The 17,733-nt window shown below is 67.9% G+C and carries 18 protein-coding genes; 5 read left to right on the plus strand and 13 right to left on the minus strand.

Annotated elements, in window-relative coordinates:
• Positions 1-30: 30 nt before the first annotated feature.
• From AC1DY7_RS08830 to alc, 3 genes are all read left to right on the plus strand, one after another.
• Complete coding sequence (locus AC1DY7_RS08830) at positions 31-528, plus strand: inorganic diphosphatase (RefSeq protein WP_477493299.1); 498 nt, start codon at positions 31-33, stop codon at positions 526-528.
• Between the two features lie 82 nt (positions 529-610).
• On the plus strand, positions 611-1,087 hold the full coding sequence (locus AC1DY7_RS08835) for a 2-oxo-4-hydroxy-4-carboxy-5-ureidoimidazoline decarboxylase (RefSeq protein ID WP_477493300.1): 477 nt from the start codon (positions 611-613) through the stop codon (positions 1,085-1,087).
• A 47-nt stretch (positions 1,088-1,134) separates the two neighbouring features.
• Positions 1,135-2,154, plus strand: a complete 1,020-nt coding sequence (gene alc / locus AC1DY7_RS08840; RefSeq protein WP_477493301.1) for an allantoicase — start codon at positions 1,135-1,137, stop codon at positions 2,152-2,154.
• Here the strand turns inward: alc and AC1DY7_RS08845 are convergent.
• From AC1DY7_RS08845 to AC1DY7_RS08885, 9 genes are read right to left on the minus strand one after another with little or no spacing between them, the layout of a single operon-like run.
• Entirely contained in the window at positions 2,140-3,099 is a 960-nt protein-coding gene (locus tag AC1DY7_RS08845) for a 2-hydroxyacid dehydrogenase (protein ID WP_477493302.1), read from the minus strand. The genes alc and AC1DY7_RS08845 overlap by 15 nt on opposite strands.
• A 2-nt stretch (positions 3,100-3,101) precedes the next feature.
• The gene (gene gudD, locus AC1DY7_RS08850) at positions 3,102-4,451 is read right to left on the minus strand and encodes a glucarate dehydratase (RefSeq protein WP_477493303.1); all 1,350 of its coding nucleotides are present in this window, start codon (positions 4,449-4,451) and stop codon (positions 3,102-3,104) included.
• 31 nt (positions 4,452-4,482) lie between these two features.
• A complete protein-coding gene (locus AC1DY7_RS08855) occupies positions 4,483-5,292 on the minus strand; it encodes an IclR family transcriptional regulator (RefSeq protein ID WP_477493304.1) in 810 nt (269 codons plus the stop codon).
• On the minus strand, positions 5,289-6,011 hold the full coding sequence (locus tag AC1DY7_RS08860) for a sulfite exporter TauE/SafE family protein (protein WP_477493497.1): 723 nt from the start codon (positions 6,009-6,011) through the stop codon (positions 5,289-5,291). The genes AC1DY7_RS08855 and AC1DY7_RS08860 overlap by 4 nt, the downstream gene beginning before the upstream one ends.
• A 5-nt stretch (positions 6,012-6,016) precedes the next feature.
• Positions 6,017-7,021, minus strand: a complete 1,005-nt coding sequence (locus AC1DY7_RS08865; protein WP_477493305.1) for an ABC transporter ATP-binding protein — start codon at positions 7,019-7,021, stop codon at positions 6,017-6,019.
• Positions 7,014-8,048, minus strand: a complete 1,035-nt coding sequence (locus AC1DY7_RS08870) for an ABC transporter ATP-binding protein (RefSeq protein WP_477493306.1) — start codon at positions 8,046-8,048, stop codon at positions 7,014-7,016. Before AC1DY7_RS08870 ends, AC1DY7_RS08865 begins: the two co-directional genes overlap by 8 nt.
• Positions 8,048-9,028, minus strand: a complete 981-nt coding sequence (locus AC1DY7_RS08875; protein ID WP_477493307.1) for an ABC transporter permease — start codon at positions 9,026-9,028, stop codon at positions 8,048-8,050. Before AC1DY7_RS08875 ends, AC1DY7_RS08870 begins: the two co-directional genes overlap by 1 nt.
• A 10-nt stretch (positions 9,029-9,038) precedes the next feature.
• The gene (locus tag AC1DY7_RS08880) at positions 9,039-9,968 is read right to left on the minus strand and encodes an ABC transporter permease (protein WP_477493308.1); all 930 of its coding nucleotides are present in this window, start codon (positions 9,966-9,968) and stop codon (positions 9,039-9,041) included.
• Positions 9,969-9,973: 5 nt separating this feature from the next.
• Positions 9,974-11,533 (minus strand): ABC transporter substrate-binding protein, encoded by a 1,560-nt coding sequence (locus tag AC1DY7_RS08885; RefSeq protein WP_477493309.1) that lies wholly within the window; start codon positions 11,531-11,533, stop codon positions 9,974-9,976.
• A 348-nt stretch (positions 11,534-11,881) separates the two neighbouring features.
• Between AC1DY7_RS08885 and AC1DY7_RS08890 the strand changes: the two genes are divergently transcribed.
• Entirely contained in the window at positions 11,882-12,862 is a 981-nt protein-coding gene (locus AC1DY7_RS08890; RefSeq protein ID WP_477493310.1) for a 2-hydroxyacid dehydrogenase, read from the plus strand.
• Positions 12,863-12,933: 71 nt separating this feature from the next.
• Here the strand turns inward: AC1DY7_RS08890 and AC1DY7_RS08895 are convergent, their stop codons facing one another.
• Together AC1DY7_RS08895 and AC1DY7_RS08900 are read right to left on the minus strand one after the other, a co-directional pair.
• Positions 12,934-13,857, minus strand: coding sequence for a LysR family transcriptional regulator (locus AC1DY7_RS08895; protein ID WP_477493311.1), 924 nt, complete (start codon positions 13,855-13,857; stop codon positions 12,934-12,936).
• A gap of 9 nt (positions 13,858-13,866) precedes the next feature.
• Entirely contained in the window at positions 13,867-14,829 is a 963-nt protein-coding gene (locus AC1DY7_RS08900; protein WP_477493312.1) for an oxygenase MpaB family protein, read from the minus strand.
• 82 nt (positions 14,830-14,911) lie between these two features.
• Between AC1DY7_RS08900 and AC1DY7_RS08905 the strand changes: the two genes are divergently transcribed.
• Positions 14,912-15,574, plus strand: coding sequence for a TetR/AcrR family transcriptional regulator (locus tag AC1DY7_RS08905; protein ID WP_477493313.1), 663 nt, complete (start codon positions 14,912-14,914; stop codon positions 15,572-15,574).
• Here AC1DY7_RS08905 and AC1DY7_RS08910 read toward each other — a convergent pair.
• Together AC1DY7_RS08910 and AC1DY7_RS08915 are read right to left on the minus strand one after the other, a co-directional pair.
• On the minus strand, positions 15,558-16,823 hold the full coding sequence (locus AC1DY7_RS08910; protein ID WP_477493314.1) for a glucarate dehydratase family protein: 1,266 nt from the start codon (positions 16,821-16,823) through the stop codon (positions 15,558-15,560). The two genes, AC1DY7_RS08905 and AC1DY7_RS08910, sit on opposite strands and share 17 nt — an antisense overlap.
• A complete protein-coding gene (locus tag AC1DY7_RS08915; protein WP_477493315.1) occupies positions 16,823-17,728 on the minus strand; it encodes a 5-dehydro-4-deoxyglucarate dehydratase in 906 nt (301 codons plus the stop codon). The genes AC1DY7_RS08910 and AC1DY7_RS08915 overlap by 1 nt, the downstream gene beginning before the upstream one ends.
• Positions 17,729-17,733: the final 5 nt, after the last annotated feature.

The following is a 17,733-nucleotide window of genomic DNA, read 5'->3' on the forward strand; positions in this document are numbered from 1 at the left end:
ACCTGCAGACACCAGTCCCTTGGAGGAGCTTTGAGCGAGCAGTTCGACGTCGTCATCGAGATCCCCAAGGGATCGCGCAACAAGTACGAGGTGGACCACGAGACCGGTCGGGTCAAGCTGGACCGCTACCTCTACACGCCGATGGGCTACCCCGCCGACTACGGATTCTTCGAGAACACCCTCGGTGAGGACGGCGATCCGCTGGACGCCCTGGTGCTGCTGCCCGAATCCGTGTTCCCCGGTGCGATTGTCGAGGCCCGGCCCGTCGCGATGTTCCAGATGACCGACGAGGCCGGCGGCGACGACAAGGTGCTGTGCGTGCCCGCCGGCGACCCGCGCTGGGATCACATCCAGGACCTCGGCGACGTGTCGTCCTTCGAACTGGACGCCATCAAGCACTTCTTCGTGCACTACAAGGATCTAGAGCCCGGCAAGTTCGTCAAGGCCGCCGATTGGGCCGGGCGCGAGGCCGCCGAGGCCGAGCTGGTGCGGTCGGTGGAACGCTTCAAGACCACGGGCGGGCACTGACGCTTCGCACCGCGAAGGTGATTTAGCACTGCCGTAACACGCCGTAACCCCGCCGTCCTTTCGGCCTCCGATCATTGGCCTTGTGCTGATGCATCAGGGGATCGGCCTGGACGCGTTCAACGCGCTACCCGAACGCAAGGCGGTACACGCGCTCTACGAGTGCTGTAACAGCGTCACGCTCGCCGGTGACCTGGCCAAGGGCCGCGCCTACGGCGACCACGACGCGCTGTTCCGGCGGGCCGACGCATTGCTGTTCTCCCTCTCGGAGCAGTCCATCGATTCGATCCTGCAGGCGTACCCGTGTTCGGTGAAGCCCTGCGACGACAGCGAGCGAGACGCCCTGCGCATCGCCGAGCAGACCTACCGCGACACGTTCGGCTTCGACTACGTGATGTACGTCGCGGGTCTGTGCGCGCCGGATGTGCTGACCACCATCGCCGACCGCATGCACCACGATGTCGAGACCGAGCGCAAAGTGGTGTGCAACGAGTTGGCCAAGATCAACCGCACCCGGCTGGAGCGAATGCTCGGCCCAGAGGGCGGGTTCTACAACTGGTAACCGAGCTCCGCGATGAGCGCTTGCGCGAAGAGCAATAAGCTCAAGGCGTGAGCAGCGGCATTTCTCCCCATTTCCTGGCTTTCCCCGATCTCGCCTCTCGAGCCGCCGGCGGCGCGGTCGTCTGGGCCAATGACGACGTCTTCGCCGAGAAGGAGAACCTGATCACGCCGGCCGCGGCCGAGCACCGGCCCGCCACCTTCGGGCACAAGGGTCAGATCTATGACGGGTGGGAGACGCGGCGTCGCCGCGGAGCGACTCCGGACTCCTGTGATGCGGCGATCGTGCGACTCGGGGTGCCCGGGGTGGTGCGCGGCGTGGTCGTCGACACCGCCTGGTTCACCGGCAACTACCCGCCGCACATCTCAGTCGAGGCCGCCGACGTACCGGGACATCCCTCGGTCGAGGAGTTGGTGCACAAGACCGAGTGGACGCCCATCGTGGAGCGCAGCGCGGCCAACGGCGACACTCGAAACCCGTTCCCCGTCAAGTCAACCCGGCGCTGGACCCATGTTCGGCTGTCCATGTACCCCGATGGTGGGGTGGCCCGGTTCCGGGTGCACGGCGAGGGGCTGCTCGATCCCCGGTTCGCCGAGGGGCTGCCGCTGGATCTGGCGGCGCTGGAGAACGGCGGCCGGATCACGGCTTGCTCCAACATGTTCTACAGCTCGCCGAACAACCTGCTGCTGCCCGGCACCCCGCGGCACATGGGCGAAGGGTGGGAGACCTCGCGCCGCCGCGACGCCGGGAACGACTGGGTACAGGTGCATCTGGCCAGCCAGGGCGTACTGGCGGCCGCCGAACTGGACACCTCGTACTTCGTCGGCAACGCCCCGGGATGGGCGCGACTGTCCGGCCGAGACGGTGACGGCGACTGGTTCGAACTGCTGCCCCGCACCGAGCTGCAGCCTGATACCCGGCACCGGTTCCTGATCAAGGACGAGCGCCCCGTCACCGCGGCGCGTCTGGACATCTACCCCGATGGCGGGATGGCCCGGGTCCGGCTGTACGGAAGCCTGACTGCGCAAGGGCTGCAGCGGGTTCAGCAGATCTGGTCAGCCAGCTCCTGACACCACGTTGCGCAACGGTTCCCCGCGGTGCAGCCGGCCGATGTTGGCGGCGATGTCGTCGGCCCGGCCGGCGAAGGTGTCCGAGGTGACGCCCGAGGAGTGCGGGGTCATCAGGATGTTGGTCAGCTCGTGGAACGGCAGATCGCTGGGTGCCCCGCCGCTTCCCGGGGTGGGATACCGGTACCAGACGTCGATGGCCGCGGCACGGATGTGCCGGTGCAGCAACGCATCGTAGAGCGCCTGCTCGTCGACCAGCGGTCCCCGGCCCACATTGATCAGTACCCCTTCTGCGCCCAGCGCGCTCAACTGCGCGGCGCCGATCATGCCGGTGGTCCGCGCGGTCAGCGGTGCTGACACGACGACGACGTCGGACTCGCCCATCAGGCGGTCCAGGGACTCGGCGGGTGCCGCCCAGGCCAGCCCGTGCGCCGGGTCGACACGGCCCGAACCGGTGACTGCCGCCCCCGTGCATCCCAGTGCACGCAACAGTTCCCAGGACCGCTGGCCGATGTGCCCGAAACCGACGAACCCGACCCGGGCGCTGCTCAAGGTGGGTAGCTGGGCGATGGCATCGTCGTAGACCGAGGTGGCCCACACCTGGCGCCGCAGCGCACGATCCTGGGCCAGGAAGTCGCGCCGCAGCAGGATGGCCGCACTGAGCACGTATTCGGCGATCGAGCGCTCGTGATGAAACGTGTTGGCGACCAAGGTGTCCGGACCCAGTGCCGCGAAATCCACCCGGTCGGTACCCGCGCCCGCGACGTGGATGAGCCGCAACTTCTCGGCCACCGCGGCCATCTCGGCGGTGAACCGGCCGCCGACAAAGACCTCGGCCGTGCGCAGGGCGCCGTCGTCGCCCCACGCCACGGTCACGTCGTGCGGCAGCGCGGCCTCGAAGCGTGCGCGGTGCGGCACCAGGTTACGGTCGGCGACCAGGATATGCATGATCACAGGTTCCGTTGCAGCGCAGGGCGTTTGCTGTCGAACTGCCAGCCGGGGATCAGATATTGCATGGCCACCGCGTCGTCACGGGCACCGAGGCCCTCGGCGAGGTACAACTCGTGCGCGGCGGCCACGCGGTCCTCGTCGAGTTCGACGCCCAGGCCCGGCTTGTCGGGTACGTCGAGGAAGCCGTCGACGATCTCGTACGGCGTTTTGGTGATGCGCTGCCCGTCCTGCCAGATCCAGTGGGTGTCGATGGCGGTGATGGCGCCGGGTGCCGCCGCGGCGACATGGGTGAACATCGCCAGCGAGACGTCGAAGTGGTTGTTGGAGTGCGACCCCCAGGTCAGACCCCAGGCGTCGCAGAGCTGGGCGACGCGCACCGATCCGTTCATGGTCCAGAAGTGCGGGTCGGCGAGCGGGATGTCCACCGCGCCCGAGCGGATCGCATGCCCCATCTCACGCCAGTCGGTGGCAATCATGTTGGTCGCCGTGGGCAGCCCGGTGGCTCGCTTGAACTCGGCCATCACTTCGCGCCCGGAGAATCCACCCTCCGGACCCACCGGATCTTCGGCGTAGGCGAGCACCTCGGTCAGTTCCCGGCAGGTGGTGATGGCGTCGGCCAGCAGCCAGCCGCCGTTGGGGTCCAACGTGATCCGGGCATCCGGGAACCGATCGGCCAACGCGATCACGGCCTTGGCCTCGTCGGCCGCGGGCAGCACCCCGCCCTTGAGTTTGAAATCGCGGAAACCGTAACGCTCGCGGGCGGCTTCGGCCAGCCGCACGACGGCTTCCGGCGTCATCGCCTCGTTGTGCCGGATGCGTTGCCAGTCATCGGCATCCGCGCCTTCGTCGGCCTCCGAGCGATATGCCAGGTCGGTCCTGCTGCGGTCCCCGACGAAGAACAGGTAGCCCAGCGCCTGCACCCGGCTGCGCTGCTGGCCGTCGCCGAGCAGCGCCGCGACCGGAACCCCGAGGTACTGGCCCAGCACGTCGAGCAGAGCGGATTCGACGGCGGTGACAGCGTGCACCGTCACCCGCAGGTCGAAGGTCTGGGCCCCGCGCCCGCCGGCGTCGCGACCGGCGAACTCGCGCCGGATATCCGCGAGCACGGCGTTGTAGTCACCGATGCTACGGCCCTCGACGAGGGGGCGGGCATCTTCGAGAGTGCGCTGGATCGCCGCGCCGCCCGGCACCTCACCGACACCGGTATGGCCCTCGGAGTCCTTGACGATCAGCAGGTTCCGGGTGAAGTAAGGCCCGTGGGCACCGCTCAGATTGAGCAGCATGCTGTCATGCCCGGCGATCGGAACCACCCGCATCTCGGTGACGACCGGCGTTTTCTGTGTACTCATGAGATCACCTTCTGGATCGACGTCTTCGAAATCATTGCTGGGCAAACCATTTGTCCCCGTTGGCGACCGGTCGCAGCACCCGGCTCACCTTGTCCCCCACCGCGCACAGCGACTCGATGAGCTCGGCCTGCCGCTCCGGTGTCAGCCGGGCGATCGGAACCGACACGCTGATCGCGTCCTGCGCGGGTCTGCTGTAGCGCAGCGGAACCGCGAAACACCGGACACCCGAGGTGTTCTCCTCGTCGTCGGTGGCATAGCCGCGGACCCGCGCCAGTTCCAGGGCCTCCTCCAGTTCCGCGCGATCGGTCACCGTGCGCGGCGTCAGCGCGACCAATTCGGCCGGAACGTGGCTGTCCCGCTCGGCGCCGACCCGTTCGGCCAGCAGGACCTTGCCCAGCGCAGTCGCATGGGCGGGCAGTCGCCGGCCGACCCGGTTGGTGGTGCGCTGGTACTGACGAGACTCCCGGGTGGCCAGGTAGACGATGTCGCAGCCGTCCAGGCGTCCGAGATGAAAGGTCTCGTCCCAGATGCCACGCAACTCGTCCAGGAAGGGGGTGATGCTCGGCAGGTAGGGATCGGTGTCCAGGTAGCTGGTCCCGACCAGCAGGGCGCGCACCCCGATGCTGTAGAGGGTGCCCGAGTCGTCACAGCGCACCCAACCCTGGGCGATCAGAGTGCGCAGCAAGGCATGCGCGCTGCTGCGCGGCATGTCCAGTGCGGCACTGACATCTCGGATCCGGGCCGGCTGGTCCTGGCGGTCGGCCAGGTACTCCAGCAGTTCGACGGTGCGGGCGGCGGACTTCACGCCCGACGAGATCCTTCGTACGGTGGGTTCGCTCATATCAATCCCATCTGCTGGACGACGAGGATCACGGCGCCGGTGGCCGACGCGATGATCGCCGTCCACCTCTGCCGCTGCGGGTTCAACAACCGATTCGCGTAGCGGGACAACACATATCCGCCGATGGTGGCTGGTATCAGGAGGGTGCACGCCACCACCGTGTGCCGATCGACGGCGCCGGTGACGGTCAGCATCGTCAAGGACATCAACGATCCGATCAGGAAGAACCCGGCCATGGTGCCGCGTAGCCGGGGACCGCTGTTGCGCTGCCACACCAGTGCCATCGGTGGGCCGCCGATCGAGGTCGCGGTGCCGAGCACCCCCGATGTCGCGCCGGCCAGCACCAGGTTCCGCCGCCGCGGCGCGGGGATCCAGCCGAGGCTGGTCAGGGCGACACCGCCGAGCACGACGGCGGCGATCAACATCGCCAGGGCCCGTTCGGGTATCGCGGTCAGGATCAGGGCGCCGGCGATGGTGCCCGGTATCCGTCCGAGCAAGGCCCAGCCGGTGCCGGTGACGTCGATCGCGGTGCGCTCGCGCAGCACCACCATGAGCGTGACGACCGCGGCGAGCATGATCAGGGTGCCCGGGATGAGGCCCGGGTCGACCAGCGCGACGACGGGGGCGGCGAGCATGCCCAGCCCGAAGCCGATCGAGGCCTGCAAGCAGGACGCGATCAGCACCGCGATCGCGATGATCGCGTAGCCGGACAGGCCCACGTCGCTCACGCGCTGTGCGACAGGACTTGTGCGCTGCCCAACGGGTGATGGCATTCCGCGGAATGCCCGGGCACCTTCAGGTCCAGCGCCTGGGGTGGGCGCTGCTGTGCGCAGATCTCGGTGGCGTGGGCGCAGCGGGTCCGGAACCGGCAGCCCGACGGCGGGTTCAGCGGCGAAGGCACCTCACCCTTGAGCAGGATGCGCTCACCACGTTGGGCCGCATGCAGTTTCGGGGCCGCCGACATCAGCGCGGCGGTGTAGGGGTGTTCCGGATGGTCGAACACCGCTTCGGTGGGTCCGGTCTCGATGATCCGGCCCAGGTACATCACGGTGACCCGGTCGGCGACGTGGCGCACCACCGACAGGTCGTGCGAGATGAACACGTAGGAGATCTTCAGTTCCTGCTGCAGGTCGTTGAGCAGGTTGAGCACCTGGGCTTGCACCGAGAGGTCCAGTGCGGAGACGGGTTCATCGCAGATGATGACGTCGGGGTTGAGTGCCAGTGCGCGGGCGATGCCGATGCGCTGGCGCTGGCCGCCGGAGAATTCCTGCGGGTACTTGCCGAACGCCTTGGGCCCCAGGCCGACCATGTCGAGCAGTCCCCGCACCCGCATGTCGCGATCCTTGCGGGACGCGTACAGCGTCTTGTGGGTGCGCCAGGGTTCGGCGATGATCTCGGCCGCCGTCATCCGCGAGTTCAGCGACGCGTACGGATCCTGGAAGACCATCTGCACCCGGCGGCGGAACTTGAGCAGGTCCTTGCCGCGCAGGGCGTAGGGGTCGATCCCGTCGAAGTCGACGGTGCCGGCGTCCGGACGTTCCAGCATCATCAGGGTGCGCGCCAGGGTGGACTTACCGCAGCCGGATTCGCCGACCAGGCCCAGGGTTTCGCCGCGGCCGAGGGTCAGGTCGATGCCGTCGAGGGCGTGCAGCTTCTTGCCACCCACCCGGAAGCTCTTGGACAGTCCGCGCACGGACAGCAGTTCGTCAGGCGTCGTCGAATCAGACATTGTTGACCTCCTGTGGGAAGTGGCATGCGGATTTGCGGCCCGACCCGACCGGGGCCAGTGTCGGCCTGGTCTCTCGGCACAGGTCGCGCGCCAGCGGGCAGCGGTCCTGGTAGACACAGCCTTTCGGGATGGAGTGCAGGTCCGGCGGGGCACCGCCGATGGATTTCAGTTCGGCGCCCCGTTCGGCGCTGACCGGGACGGAATCCAGCAGGCCCTTGGTGTAGGGATGCTTGGGTTCGGCGAACACCTCGGATACCCGGCCCGTCTCGACGACGTTGCCCGCGTACATCACCGCGACGCGGTCGGCTTCCTCGGCCACCAGCGCCAGGTCGTGGGTGATGAGCACGACGGCCATGTCGTATTCGGCCCGCAGGCTCTTCAGCAGCGCCATGATCTGGGCCTGCACCGTCACATCCAGTGCGGTGGTGGGTTCGTCGGCGATCAGCACCCGCGGGTTGAGCGCCACGGCCATGGCGATGAGCAGCCGCTGACGCATGCCGCCGGAGAACTGATGCGGGTAGGAGTTGATCCGTTCTTCCGGCTGCGGGATGCCTACCCGGGTCATCAGTTCGATGGCCTTGCGTTTGGCCTCTTTGGCCTTCATCCCGTGGTGGATGCGGAACGGCTCGGCCAACTGGGTACCGACGGTGTAGAGCGGGTTGAGCGCCGTCAGCGCGTCCTGGAAGACGATCGCCAGTTCGGGCCCGGCCAGTTTGCGCCGGGTCTTGCGGTCGGTGGCCAGCAGGTCCACGCCGGCCAGCGTGGCGGACCCGTCGACCACGTCGGCGACCGGTTCGAGCAGGCCGACCAGCGCGGTGGCCGTCATCGACTTACCGCATCCGGATTCGCCGAGCAGGGCCAGGGTTTCGCCGCTGCGTGCCGCGAAGGACACATGGTCGACGGCGCGCACGGTGCCGGTGATGGTGCGGATGTCGACGGTCAGTCCCTCGACCCGCAGGGCCGGGTCTGCGTCGAGGCGATCGGTGGTGGGGTGTTCGGCGACTTTGTCGTCCAGGCGCAGTGCCATCAGAGGGCCTTTCCGGTCTTGGCGAAGCGGGACAGGCGTTTCTGCGGGACGGTGAGCCGCCACCGCTGGGCGGGATCGGTGGCGATGCGGGCCCAGGCTGCCAGGATGGTCGCCGAGACGGTGGTGATGACGATGGCCAGGCCGGGGAAGAACGACAGCCACCAGGCCGTGTGCAGGTAGGTGCGGCCCTGAGCGACCATCAGGCCCCAGCTGACGTCCGGCGGCTGGATGCCGATGCCCAAGAAACTCAAGGAGCTTTCCGCCAGCATGACGTAGCAGAAGTCGAGGGTGGCCACGGTCAGCAGGGTGGGCAGCACGATCGGCAACACGTGCCGGGTGATGATCGACGAACCGCTCGCACCGAAAGTCCTTGCGGCGTCCACGAACACCCGGCTGGACAACTCGGCGGATTCGGCCCGTGCGGTGCGCAGGTACACCGGGATGCGGGTGATCGCCAGCACCAGGACGATGTTCGCCGCGCTCGGGGAGAACACGTAGAGCACGACGACGGCGAGCAACAGGGACGGGAAGCTCATGATGACGTCGGCCACCCGCATGGCCAGGGTTTCCCGCCAGCCGCGGTAGTAGCCGGCCGCCATGCCGATCACCGAGCCGACCACGGCCGAGATCACCACGGCGGGGATCGCCACCGAAAGCGTTGTCCGGCAAGCGACCACGAGACGGCCCAGCATGCTGCGGCCCAGCGGATCGGTGCCCAGGATGTTGGCCCAGCCGTGCGCCAGGGTGAACGGCGGCTGGTTCGAGTTGTCCAGGTCGATGTGGGTGGCCAGGCCGCCCATCAGCATCGGGCCGAAGACGGCGGTCAGGATCACCAGGCCGAGGATCACCGCGGCGGCCGCGGCGACCCGGTCATTGATCAGCAGACGGAGCCACAGCGAGCGGCCGGAGGTCGGCTTGATCTCCGGTTCGCCGACGATGGCGGTGGTGGGTTTGACCGGAACGAGGTCGATTTGAGTCATGTGATTGCACCTATACCTTTGCCGGTTCGCGGACGCGGGCGTCGAGCAGCGCGTAGCAGGCGTCGATGAGGATGTTGAGCAGGAAGATGCTGACCGCGGTGAGCAGCACCGCAGCCTGCAGCACCGCGAAGTCGCGTTGCAGGATCGCGTCGATCATCAGCTTGCCGATACCCGGCCAGCCGAAGATGGCCTCGACCACCACCGCGCCGTTGATGAGGCCGACGGCCAGGTCGCCGGCCACCGTGAGGGCGGGTGCGGCGGCGTTGCGCAGCGCGTGGTGGGTGACCACCCGGAAGTCGCTGGCACCCTTGCTTCGTGCCAGCCGGATGTACGGCGCCGACAGCGCCGACACCATGGCGCCGCGCACCACCTGGGTGAGCACGCCGAGCGGGCGGATCATCAGGGTGGCGATCGGCAGGATCCAGGACAGCAGGCCCGCGTCGGTACCGGAGGTCGGCAGCACGCCGAGCAGTACGGCGAACAGCCACACCCCGGTGATGGCGAACCAGAAGTCGGGGATGCTGGCCGCCGTCATGGACAGCAGGCTGGAGAAGCGGTCGGCCAGCGAGTTGGGCCGGTACGCCGCCCAGCAGCCGATGATCACCGCACCGACGATCGCCAGCGCCATGGTGGTCACCGCCAATTGCAGGGTGGCCGGGAAGGCCCGCAGGGCCATCTCCGAGGCCGATTCGCCGGTCCGCAGCGAGGTGCCGAAGTCAAGGTGCACAACACCTTTGAAGTAGTCGAGCAGCTGCGCAATCATGGGCCGGTCGAACCCGTGCGACTGCGCGAACGCCTCGCGCTGGGCCGCGGTGGCCGATTCCGGCAGATAGAGGTTGGTGGGGTCACCGGTGAGTCGGGCCAGCAGGAACACCCCGAGCAACACGATGACGAGCGGGATGGTGCTGGTGTACATCCGGCGCCGGACGAAGGAGAACATCGGGCTCAGCTCCTGTCGGACTGGTCAGAGCCGTTGCCGGCCGCTGTCATCTCGGCCAGGCGCATCTCGTCACCGGTGGCGGAGTTCGGGGTGTAGTCCACGCGGGGGGACTTGCCGAGAATGCCCTTCATGTGGGCGATGTAGGCGAACTGGGCCACCTCGTTGGGCTCTTCGGCGAACAGTTCGGCGTAGGCGTCCTGCCGTTGCTGGCCGATGAGCTGTCCGGCCGCTTTGATCTTCGTATCGAATTCTGGCGTGCCGCAGCCATTTTGAGCTCCGTCGGTGCGCATGTACTGATCGACACTGAACGCGGCATCACCGGCCTGGTTGCCGTGCTGGATCATCGCGACGAACGGTCCGGCATTGTCGGGGAAGGGCCGCAACTGGTACTGCAGCTGTCCCGCGGTGTCCATCATCTCGATGCGCGCGTTGAGGCCGATCTCGGCCAGTTCACTCTGCAGGACCTCCATGGTCTCGGTGACCTTCGGGAACTGTGCGGTGCGCCCGATCAGCCGGATGGGCCGGTCGACCGGCACGCCGGCGGCCTTCGCCTCAGCCACGAGTTTCTTGGCCTTGTCGACATCGTGCGCCCAGGGCACCAGGCCGGTGTTGTGCCCGACGACGCCGGCCGGGATCAACTGCGCGGCCGGGTCACCCATACCCCGGAACAGTGCTTTCACGATGCCGATGCGATTGACCGAGTAGTTGATCGCCTGGCGGACCCGGATGTCGTTCAACGGGGCGTCCGTGCAGGTGATGCGCAATGCGGTGGTCTCGTTGTTGGGGAAGGCCACTCCCAGGTCACCGGCTCCGTCTTCGGGTCCGAGGCCGGTCGCGATGTCGGTCTCGTCGTTGGTGACCATCGCAGCGCGCACGCTGCCCTCGCTGCGCCACTGGTATTCGGCCCTGGCGAACGCCGGTTTGGGTCCCCAGTAGCGCTCGTTGCGGGTCAGGGTGAGTTTCTGGCCGTACTCCCAGTCGGCGATCGCGTAGGGACCGGTTCCGATCGGTTCACGCACCTTCTCGGTCACACTGGTGCTGCGCGGCACCATCTCGATGAACGAGATACGCAGCGGAAGAATGGGATCCGGCTTCTCCGTGGTGACGGTCACGGTGTGTTCGCCGGGGGTGGCGATCGTGAGTTTCTCGTCACCGAACACGTAGCCGTCGACATTGCAGCCGAGATCGGAGTTGACGGTGCGGTCGATCGAGAAGGCCGCGTCGGCCGCGGTGAACGGCGACCCATCGGAGAAGGTGACTCCGGACCGGATGTCGAAGGACCATGTGTCGGGCGCGTCCTGCCGCCATCCGGTGGACAGCAACGGCACCAGTGCACCGGTGGCGGGCTCCCGCTCGATGAGCGGTTCGGTGATGTTGGACCGCACGACGATGCCCGTCGACGTCAGTGAGCTCTCGCAGGGTTCCAGCGTCGGCGGCTCCTGGGAGATGACGAGGCGCAGGGTGTTCGCGTCGTAGCCGCCGTGGCCTGAATTGGCGACGGTGCAGCCGCCGGTGAGCACGACTGCACCCGTCAGGGCGAGCGCCGCTCGGGCTGTTAGGGCCATCTGAACCTCCGGTTCGAAAAAGGCTGTTCCGTGTGTGACGTCCATGTATGTGGACGGAATCTGTGACGGTAGACACACCGTAGGAGCGACTCTCGAAACGCGTCAACCCCGGCCAAAAGGGCAAATTCGACGTTTTGGGGCGTTGTCGGCCGTCCGGCGCGCACCCTATTTATGCCATCTGAACTGCAGTTTTATCGCTTCCGAAGCCACTTTGATACCCGCAGGGCGCAGAGGTTTGCCTTGTTATGCCGGTTCGGCATGAACCCATGCTATTTCCGTGTTGGACAGGTATTCCGGCGCATCCTTAGCGTGGTGAGTGAAAGCGCACCGGACTAGAGAGGTCCAGCCATGCCCAGTTCCGCCCCCGCCACCCCCCGCGTCCTGCAGGTCGGCCCGCTCAAGCCCTCGTTGGCCGACACCCTGCAGACCAAGTACGACGCCCTGGTCCTGCCCGACAGCGCGCCCGACCGGGCCGAATTCCTGGCCACCCACGGCGCCGACGTCACCGCCGTGGTGACCTCGGGGCGCACCGGCGTGGACGCCGTACTGATGTCGGCACTGCCGGCGCTGGGCGCGGTGGTGAACTTCGGGGTCGGCTACGACACCACCGACATCGATGCCGCTGCGGCGGCCGGCGTAGGCGTCAGCAATACGCCCGACGTGCTCACCGATTGTGTCGCCGACACCGCCGTGGGACTGATGATCGATGTGTTGCGCCGGTTCACCGACGCCGACCGCTACCTGCGCGCCGGCCGCTGGCCCGTCGACGGTAACTACCCGCTGACCCGCCAGGTCAGCAATTCTCGTGTCGGCATCATCGGTATGGGTCGCATCGGCGGCGCAATCGCCAAGCGCCTCAGCGCTTTCGGCTGCACCATCAGCTATCACAATCGCAATCAGGTGACCGATTCGCCGTACCGGTACGCGGCGTCCCCGGTAGAACTGGCCCGCGACGTCGACGTGTTGGTGGTCGCCGCAGCCGGGGGCAGCAGCACCCGCGGCCTGATCGACGCCGACGTCCTGGACGCACTGGGCCCCGAGGGCTACCTGATCAACATCGCCCGCGGCAGCGTCGTCGACGAGACCGCCCTGGTCGCCGCGCTCGGCGCGGGCCGCCTGGCGGGTGCGGGCCTCGACGTGTTCGTGCATGAGCCGAACGTCCCGGTGGAGCTGCTGCGGATGGACAACGTCGTGCTGCTCCCGCACGTGGGCAGCGGCACCGTACAGACCCGCGCCGAGATGGAGGCGCTGACGCTACGCAATCTCGACGAGTTCCTGGCCACCGGCCGGCTGGTGACGCCGGTGCTGCAGCCCGCCGCGCGGGTGTAGCTCCTCTGCCGAACGTGCATTACCGCACCACTTTTCGCTGTTTCTTCGAGCGGTAATGCACGTTCGGCGGTTCAGGTGTGGAGCTCGACCAGATCGTCGGTGGTCCACTCGCGGGCGGGCAGCACATCGCGCAGCAGGCGCAGCAACGCCGGGTTGGTGCTGTCACCCCGCCAGACGGCGTCGAGTTCGACGGGCCGTTCCCGGAACGCTCCGATGGACCGGAACACCACGCCTTCCGGGTGCAGCGTGGCGGCCGACGCCGGCACCAGCGCGATCCCGATCCCGGAACGGACCAGCACCAGCATGGTGTGCACCTGCGTGACGAACTGGACGTAGCGGGGTGTGGCGCCGGCAATGGTGAAGGCGCTGATGAGCAGTTCGTTGAAGTACCGCGCCTGGATCGGTGAATACATCACGACGTCCTGGCCGTCCAGGTCGTTGAGGGTGAGCTGACGGGCCTGTGTGACGAGCGGATGTTCGGCGGGCAGGGCTGCGACCAACTGCTCGTGCAGCAGCGGCCGGGACACGATGCCGGGCCGCTTCAGTGGCGGCCGGGCCATCCCCAGATCGATCTCACCGGTCATCAGACCTTCCAGCTGGGCGGCCGAAACCATCTCGCGCAGTTCGAGTTTCACGTCCGGCAGCTTGGCCCTGGTGCGTTCCAGCAGGCGGGGCAGCACCGCGTGCGCCGAGGCCGCGGTGAATCCGACGACGACGGTGCCCAGGTCCCCGGCCGGCACCCGCTTGACGGTCAGCGCGGCGCTCTCGGCCAGCTGCAGGATGCGACGGGCGTCGGGCAGGAACGCGATTCCCGCCGGGGTCAGCGTGACCGAACGGGTGGTGCGGTCGATCAGCTGCACGCCCAGTTCGGTCTCCAGCTGCTGGATCTGCCTGCTCAGCGGCGGCTGCGTCATGTGCAGGCGTTCGGCGGCCCGGCCGAAATGCAGTTCCTCGGCCACGGCGATGAAGCACGACAGCCTGGCCAGCGAGAACATCGCTGCAGTCTATGCGCGCCTTTCCTCCGGCACGGCAAATGTCTCCAGGTCGTACCTCGCGTGGAAGGCCCGCAGCTGCTCGTAGCGATACCGGTTGTACGCCAACGGCTCGAGCACCAGCCATTTCGGCAGCCACCGCCGGGCGGCGCGGATCATCGTGCGGTACACCGCGAATTCGGCTTGTTTGGCCGGGCTCCACGAACTGTTCAGCAGTTCCATCATCTTCGGGTGGGTCGCCGCCTCGGCACAGATGCGCGCCGGCCGGTATACCGCGGGCATGGCCAGCCGCCAGGCCGGACCGACAAGCCGGTGCAGCCACGGCGGCCCGAAGAGCGTGGGCACAGGCAACTGCGAGAACTGCTTGTCGGCCCACTGCAGGAAGGGATTGTCGGCCAGCTCGGTCTCGGCCACCTCGTCGTAGTAGGCGGCCCACTCGGCGGCGGTGGGCGGCACATCGGCCTGCGAACTGGGCAGCCCGATATCGGCCATGGCGCACACGGTCCGGTAGACCACCTCACGCTCCTGCGCGGTGAAGTCGGCCCCGTAGACCGCCAGGTAGCCGCCGTAGAAGACGTTGATGGAGGTGGCGCCCACCCATTTCCAGAGCTTCGGATCGAGGGCGCTGTACCGCTCCCCCGCGAAGTCGCCTTTGCCGACACCTTTGACGGCGCCGTGCATGGCCTTCAGCCGTTCCTGGGTATGTCGCCGGTCCGCCGCGTCACCGAAGGCCAGCGGCCCGTTCCACAGGTAGCTGCCGATCCCGCGATCGGTGAAGTTCGCCTCGAACCGCCCGGTCGCATCCACCGCGGCCGCGACCTTGCGGTAGGCGACCTGGTTCAGCGCCAGCCTGCCGAACAGGCCGAAGCCCAGCGGCGTGCCCATCCACCAGCGCACGTCGGCGGCCAATTCGTGGTGCGGCCGGCTGGGATGCCAGGGCGGGAGCTCGTCGATATCCGTTGTCACGCTGGTCATCCGGACTCCATCCGACAAACAGGAAACGGTCGTGTACAGATAGAGCAAATCAGCCGATCGGCGTCTGTGTCAAGATGTTTCGGTGCCGATCCCCAGGCCAGACGCCAAGCCGAACGTGACGCGCCGCTATGGCGGTCAGGACGCCGTGGACCGGGTGGCCGATCGCCGCGCCCGGCTGCTTGCTGCCGGACAGCAGCTGATGGGGACCCGGGGAGCCGCGGGCACCACGGTGCGTGGCGTGACAGAACTGTCCGGGGTGGCACCCCGGTACTTCTACGAGAGCTTCGAAGACATCGAGGCGCTGCACCTGGCCGTGTACAGCGAGGTCATCGAAGAGGGCGCACAGCGGTCGGTGGCGGCGCTGATCAACGCGCCCGACGACGACCACTCGCGGATCCGTGCGGTGATGGAGGAGATGGTCGACCTGATCCTGGGCGACCCGCGCAAGGGCCGCATCCTGGTGCTGGAGGCCACCGCCTCGCCCGCCCTGGGCCGGCGCAGCCTGGCCGAGTCACGCCGATTCGCAGGCATGCTCGCGTCGTCGGCCGCCAGCGGCGGTGACCCCGGGCTGGAGCCCGACGGCCTGCCCACCGACATCCGGCTGATCGCCCAGTTCCTGGTCGGTGGGATGGTCAGCACCGTGGGAGCGGTGCTCCTCGGCGATGTCGAGGTGGAACGCGCACACCTGGTCGATCTGCTGGTGGCCCTGTTCGCAGCCGTCCGCACCGCTACCAGCGCGGACTGAGCGCCTCGAAGGTCGGGTCGATGCTGCGCATGTAGCCGGTGTCATCGCGGTCGCGAATCCCGCAGCGCAGGTACTGCTCGTGCAACGCGGCCAGCGCGTCGCGGTCCAACTCGACACCGAGACCCGGGGTGACCGGGACGGCGACGCTGCCGTCCCGGATGCCCAGCACCCCCGGTACGACCACGTCTTCGGACTTCCACGGCCAGTGCGTGTCGCACGCGTAGGTGAGATTCGGGGTGGCGGCGGCCAGGTGCACCATGGCGGCCAGGCTGATCCCCAGATGCGAGTTGGAATGCATCGACAGCCCGAGCCCGAAGGTGTCGCAGATGCCGGCGAGCAACCGGGAGCGGTGCAGGCCACCCCAGTAATGATGGTCCGAGAGAACCACTTTCACCGACTGCGCGGCGACCGCGGGGGCCAGCTGGTCGAACGCCACCACACACATGTTGGTGGCCAACGGCATCGGCGCCTGCGCCGCCACCTCGGACATCCCCTCGATGCCCGGGGTGGGGTCTTCCAGGTATTCCAGGATGCCGGCCAGGCCTGAAGCCACCTTCACCGAAGTCTGCGGGGACCACGCGGCGTTGGGATCGAGCCGTAGCGGAATATGCGGAAGGGCCGCATGAATCTCTTCAATGGCCGCCATCTCCTCCTCGGGTGGGAACACCCCGCCCTTGAGTTTGATTGCGGTGAAGCCGTATTCGTCGATCATCCGCTTCGCCTGCGCCACCAGGCCCGCCGGATCCAGCGCGGCGCCCCAGGAGTCGGGCTCAGCGCCAGGATGGGCGGCCCATTTGTAGAACAGGTACGCGCTGAACGGCACGGCGCCACGTACGGCGCCACCGAGAAGATCTGATACCGGGCGACCGAGTGCGTGCCCCTGCACGTCGAGGCAGGCCACCTCGAACGGGGAGAACACCTGGTCGACGGCGCTGGCGGTGGTGATCATCCCCGCGGTACCCACCGCGGCGTCGTCACCGCGCAGGCGATCGGCGATGGCGGCCCGAATAGCGTTGAGCGCGAACACGTCCAGCCCGGTGATCGCGTCGGCGGCGGCGTTCAGCCGGGCCAGGTGCCGGGTGTCGGCGTAGGTCTCCCCGAGTCCGACCAGGCCGGCGTCGGTGTCCAGTTCGATGATCGCCCGCAGCGCGTAGGGCTGGTGCACCCCGACGGTGTTCAGCAGGGGCGGGTCGACGAAGGCGACCGGGGTGATGCGGGCGCCGGTGATCCGGATCGTCGCTGCGGCCATCACAGCACCGCGCGGCCGGCCTTGACGATCTGGGTCAGTTCGGTCAGGTGCTCCGGCGACGGCATCACCAGGGGGGCACGCACGGGTCCGGCGTCGATGCCTTCCATCGTCACGCCTGCCTTGATCAGGGAGACGGCGTAGCCGGGCACGGTGTCGCGCAGCCGCACCAGCGGGTGGAAGAACTCTCGCTGCAACGCGGCCAGGGTGACCTCGTCGCCGTCCTCCAGCGCCCGGTAGTAGGCGAGCGCCAGTTCGGGGGCGAAGGCGAAGGTGGCCGACGAGTACAGCGTCACGCCGATGGCGCGGTAAGCCTGCTGGGATACCTCGGCGGTGGGCAGGCCGTTGAAGAACTGAAAGTCCTTGCCCGACGGGGCCAGTGCGTCGGTGACGGCCCGCACGATGCGCGCCACCTGATCCACGTCACCGGTGCCGTCCTTGAATCCGACGACGTTGGCGATCTGGGCGGCCTCGACCGCGGACGCCTCGGTGTAGCGGGCGTTGCCACGGTTGTAGACGATGACCGGCAGCTCGGTGGCTGCGGCAACCTCGCGGGTGTAGTCGATCAGTCCCTGCTGCGACATGGTCACCAGGTACGGGGGCAGCAACAGCAAGCCGTCCGCACCGGCGTCGGCGGCCGCCTTGGCGAAGGCCTTGGCCTGGGCCAGCGCCCCGCCGGCACCTGCGTAGACGGGCACCCGCCCACCGGTGGCGGCCACCGCGGTGCGGACCACGGCGGCGAACTCGTGGGTCTCCAGCGCGTGGAATTCGCCTGTGCCGCAAGCGACGAACACTCCGCCGGGACCGGCGTCGACACCCTTGGCCACATGCGCGGCGAGGGCTTCGAGGTTGACCTCACCGGAGGCGGTGAAGGGGGTGACGGGGAAGAACAGGACGCCATCAAGCATGGGAG

The organism is Mycobacterium sp. P2_H7 (assembly GCF_056403275.1).

What these genes read in the sequence shown, in the direction of transcription:
- AC1DY7_RS08845 (WP_477493302.1), bottom strand. Translation starts at nt 3,099, where the DNA reads ATGCATATCCTGGTCGCCGACCGTAACCTGGTGCCGCACCGCGCACGC.
- gudD (WP_477493303.1), bottom strand. Translation starts at nt 4,451, where the DNA reads ATGAGTACACAGAAAACGCCGGTCGTCACCGAGATGCGGGTGGTTCCG.
- AC1DY7_RS08855 (WP_477493304.1), bottom strand. Translation starts at nt 5,292, where the DNA reads ATGAGCGAACCCACCGTACGAAGGATCTCGTCGGGCGTGAAGTCCGCC.
- AC1DY7_RS08865 (WP_477493305.1), bottom strand. Translation starts at nt 7,021, where the DNA reads ATGTCTGATTCGACGACGCCTGACGAACTGCTGTCCGTGCGCGGACTG.
- AC1DY7_RS08870 (WP_477493306.1), bottom strand. Translation starts at nt 8,048, where the DNA reads ATGGCACTGCGCCTGGACGACAAAGTCGCCGAACACCCCACCACCGAT.
- AC1DY7_RS08875 (WP_477493307.1), bottom strand. Translation starts at nt 9,028, where the DNA reads ATGACTCAAATCGACCTCGTTCCGGTCAAACCCACCACCGCCATCGTC.
- AC1DY7_RS08880 (WP_477493308.1), bottom strand. Translation starts at nt 9,968, where the DNA reads ATGTTCTCCTTCGTCCGGCGCCGGATGTACACCAGCACCATCCCGCTC.
- AC1DY7_RS08885 (WP_477493309.1), bottom strand. Translation starts at nt 11,533, where the DNA reads ATGGCCCTAACAGCCCGAGCGGCGCTCGCCCTGACGGGTGCAGTCGTG.
- AC1DY7_RS08890 (WP_477493310.1), top strand. Translation starts at nt 11,882, where the DNA reads ATGCCCAGTTCCGCCCCCGCCACCCCCCGCGTCCTGCAGGTCGGCCCG.
- AC1DY7_RS08895 (WP_477493311.1), bottom strand. Translation starts at nt 13,857, where the DNA reads ATGTTCTCGCTGGCCAGGCTGTCGTGCTTCATCGCCGTGGCCGAGGAA.
- AC1DY7_RS08900 (WP_477493312.1), bottom strand. Translation starts at nt 14,829, where the DNA reads ATGACCAGCGTGACAACGGATATCGACGAGCTCCCGCCCTGGCATCCC.
- AC1DY7_RS08910 (WP_477493314.1), bottom strand. Translation starts at nt 16,823, where the DNA reads ATGGCCGCAGCGACGATCCGGATCACCGGCGCCCGCATCACCCCGGTC.
- AC1DY7_RS08915 (WP_477493315.1), bottom strand. Translation starts at nt 17,728, where the DNA reads ATGCTTGATGGCGTCCTGTTCTTCCCCGTCACCCCCTTCACCGCCTCC.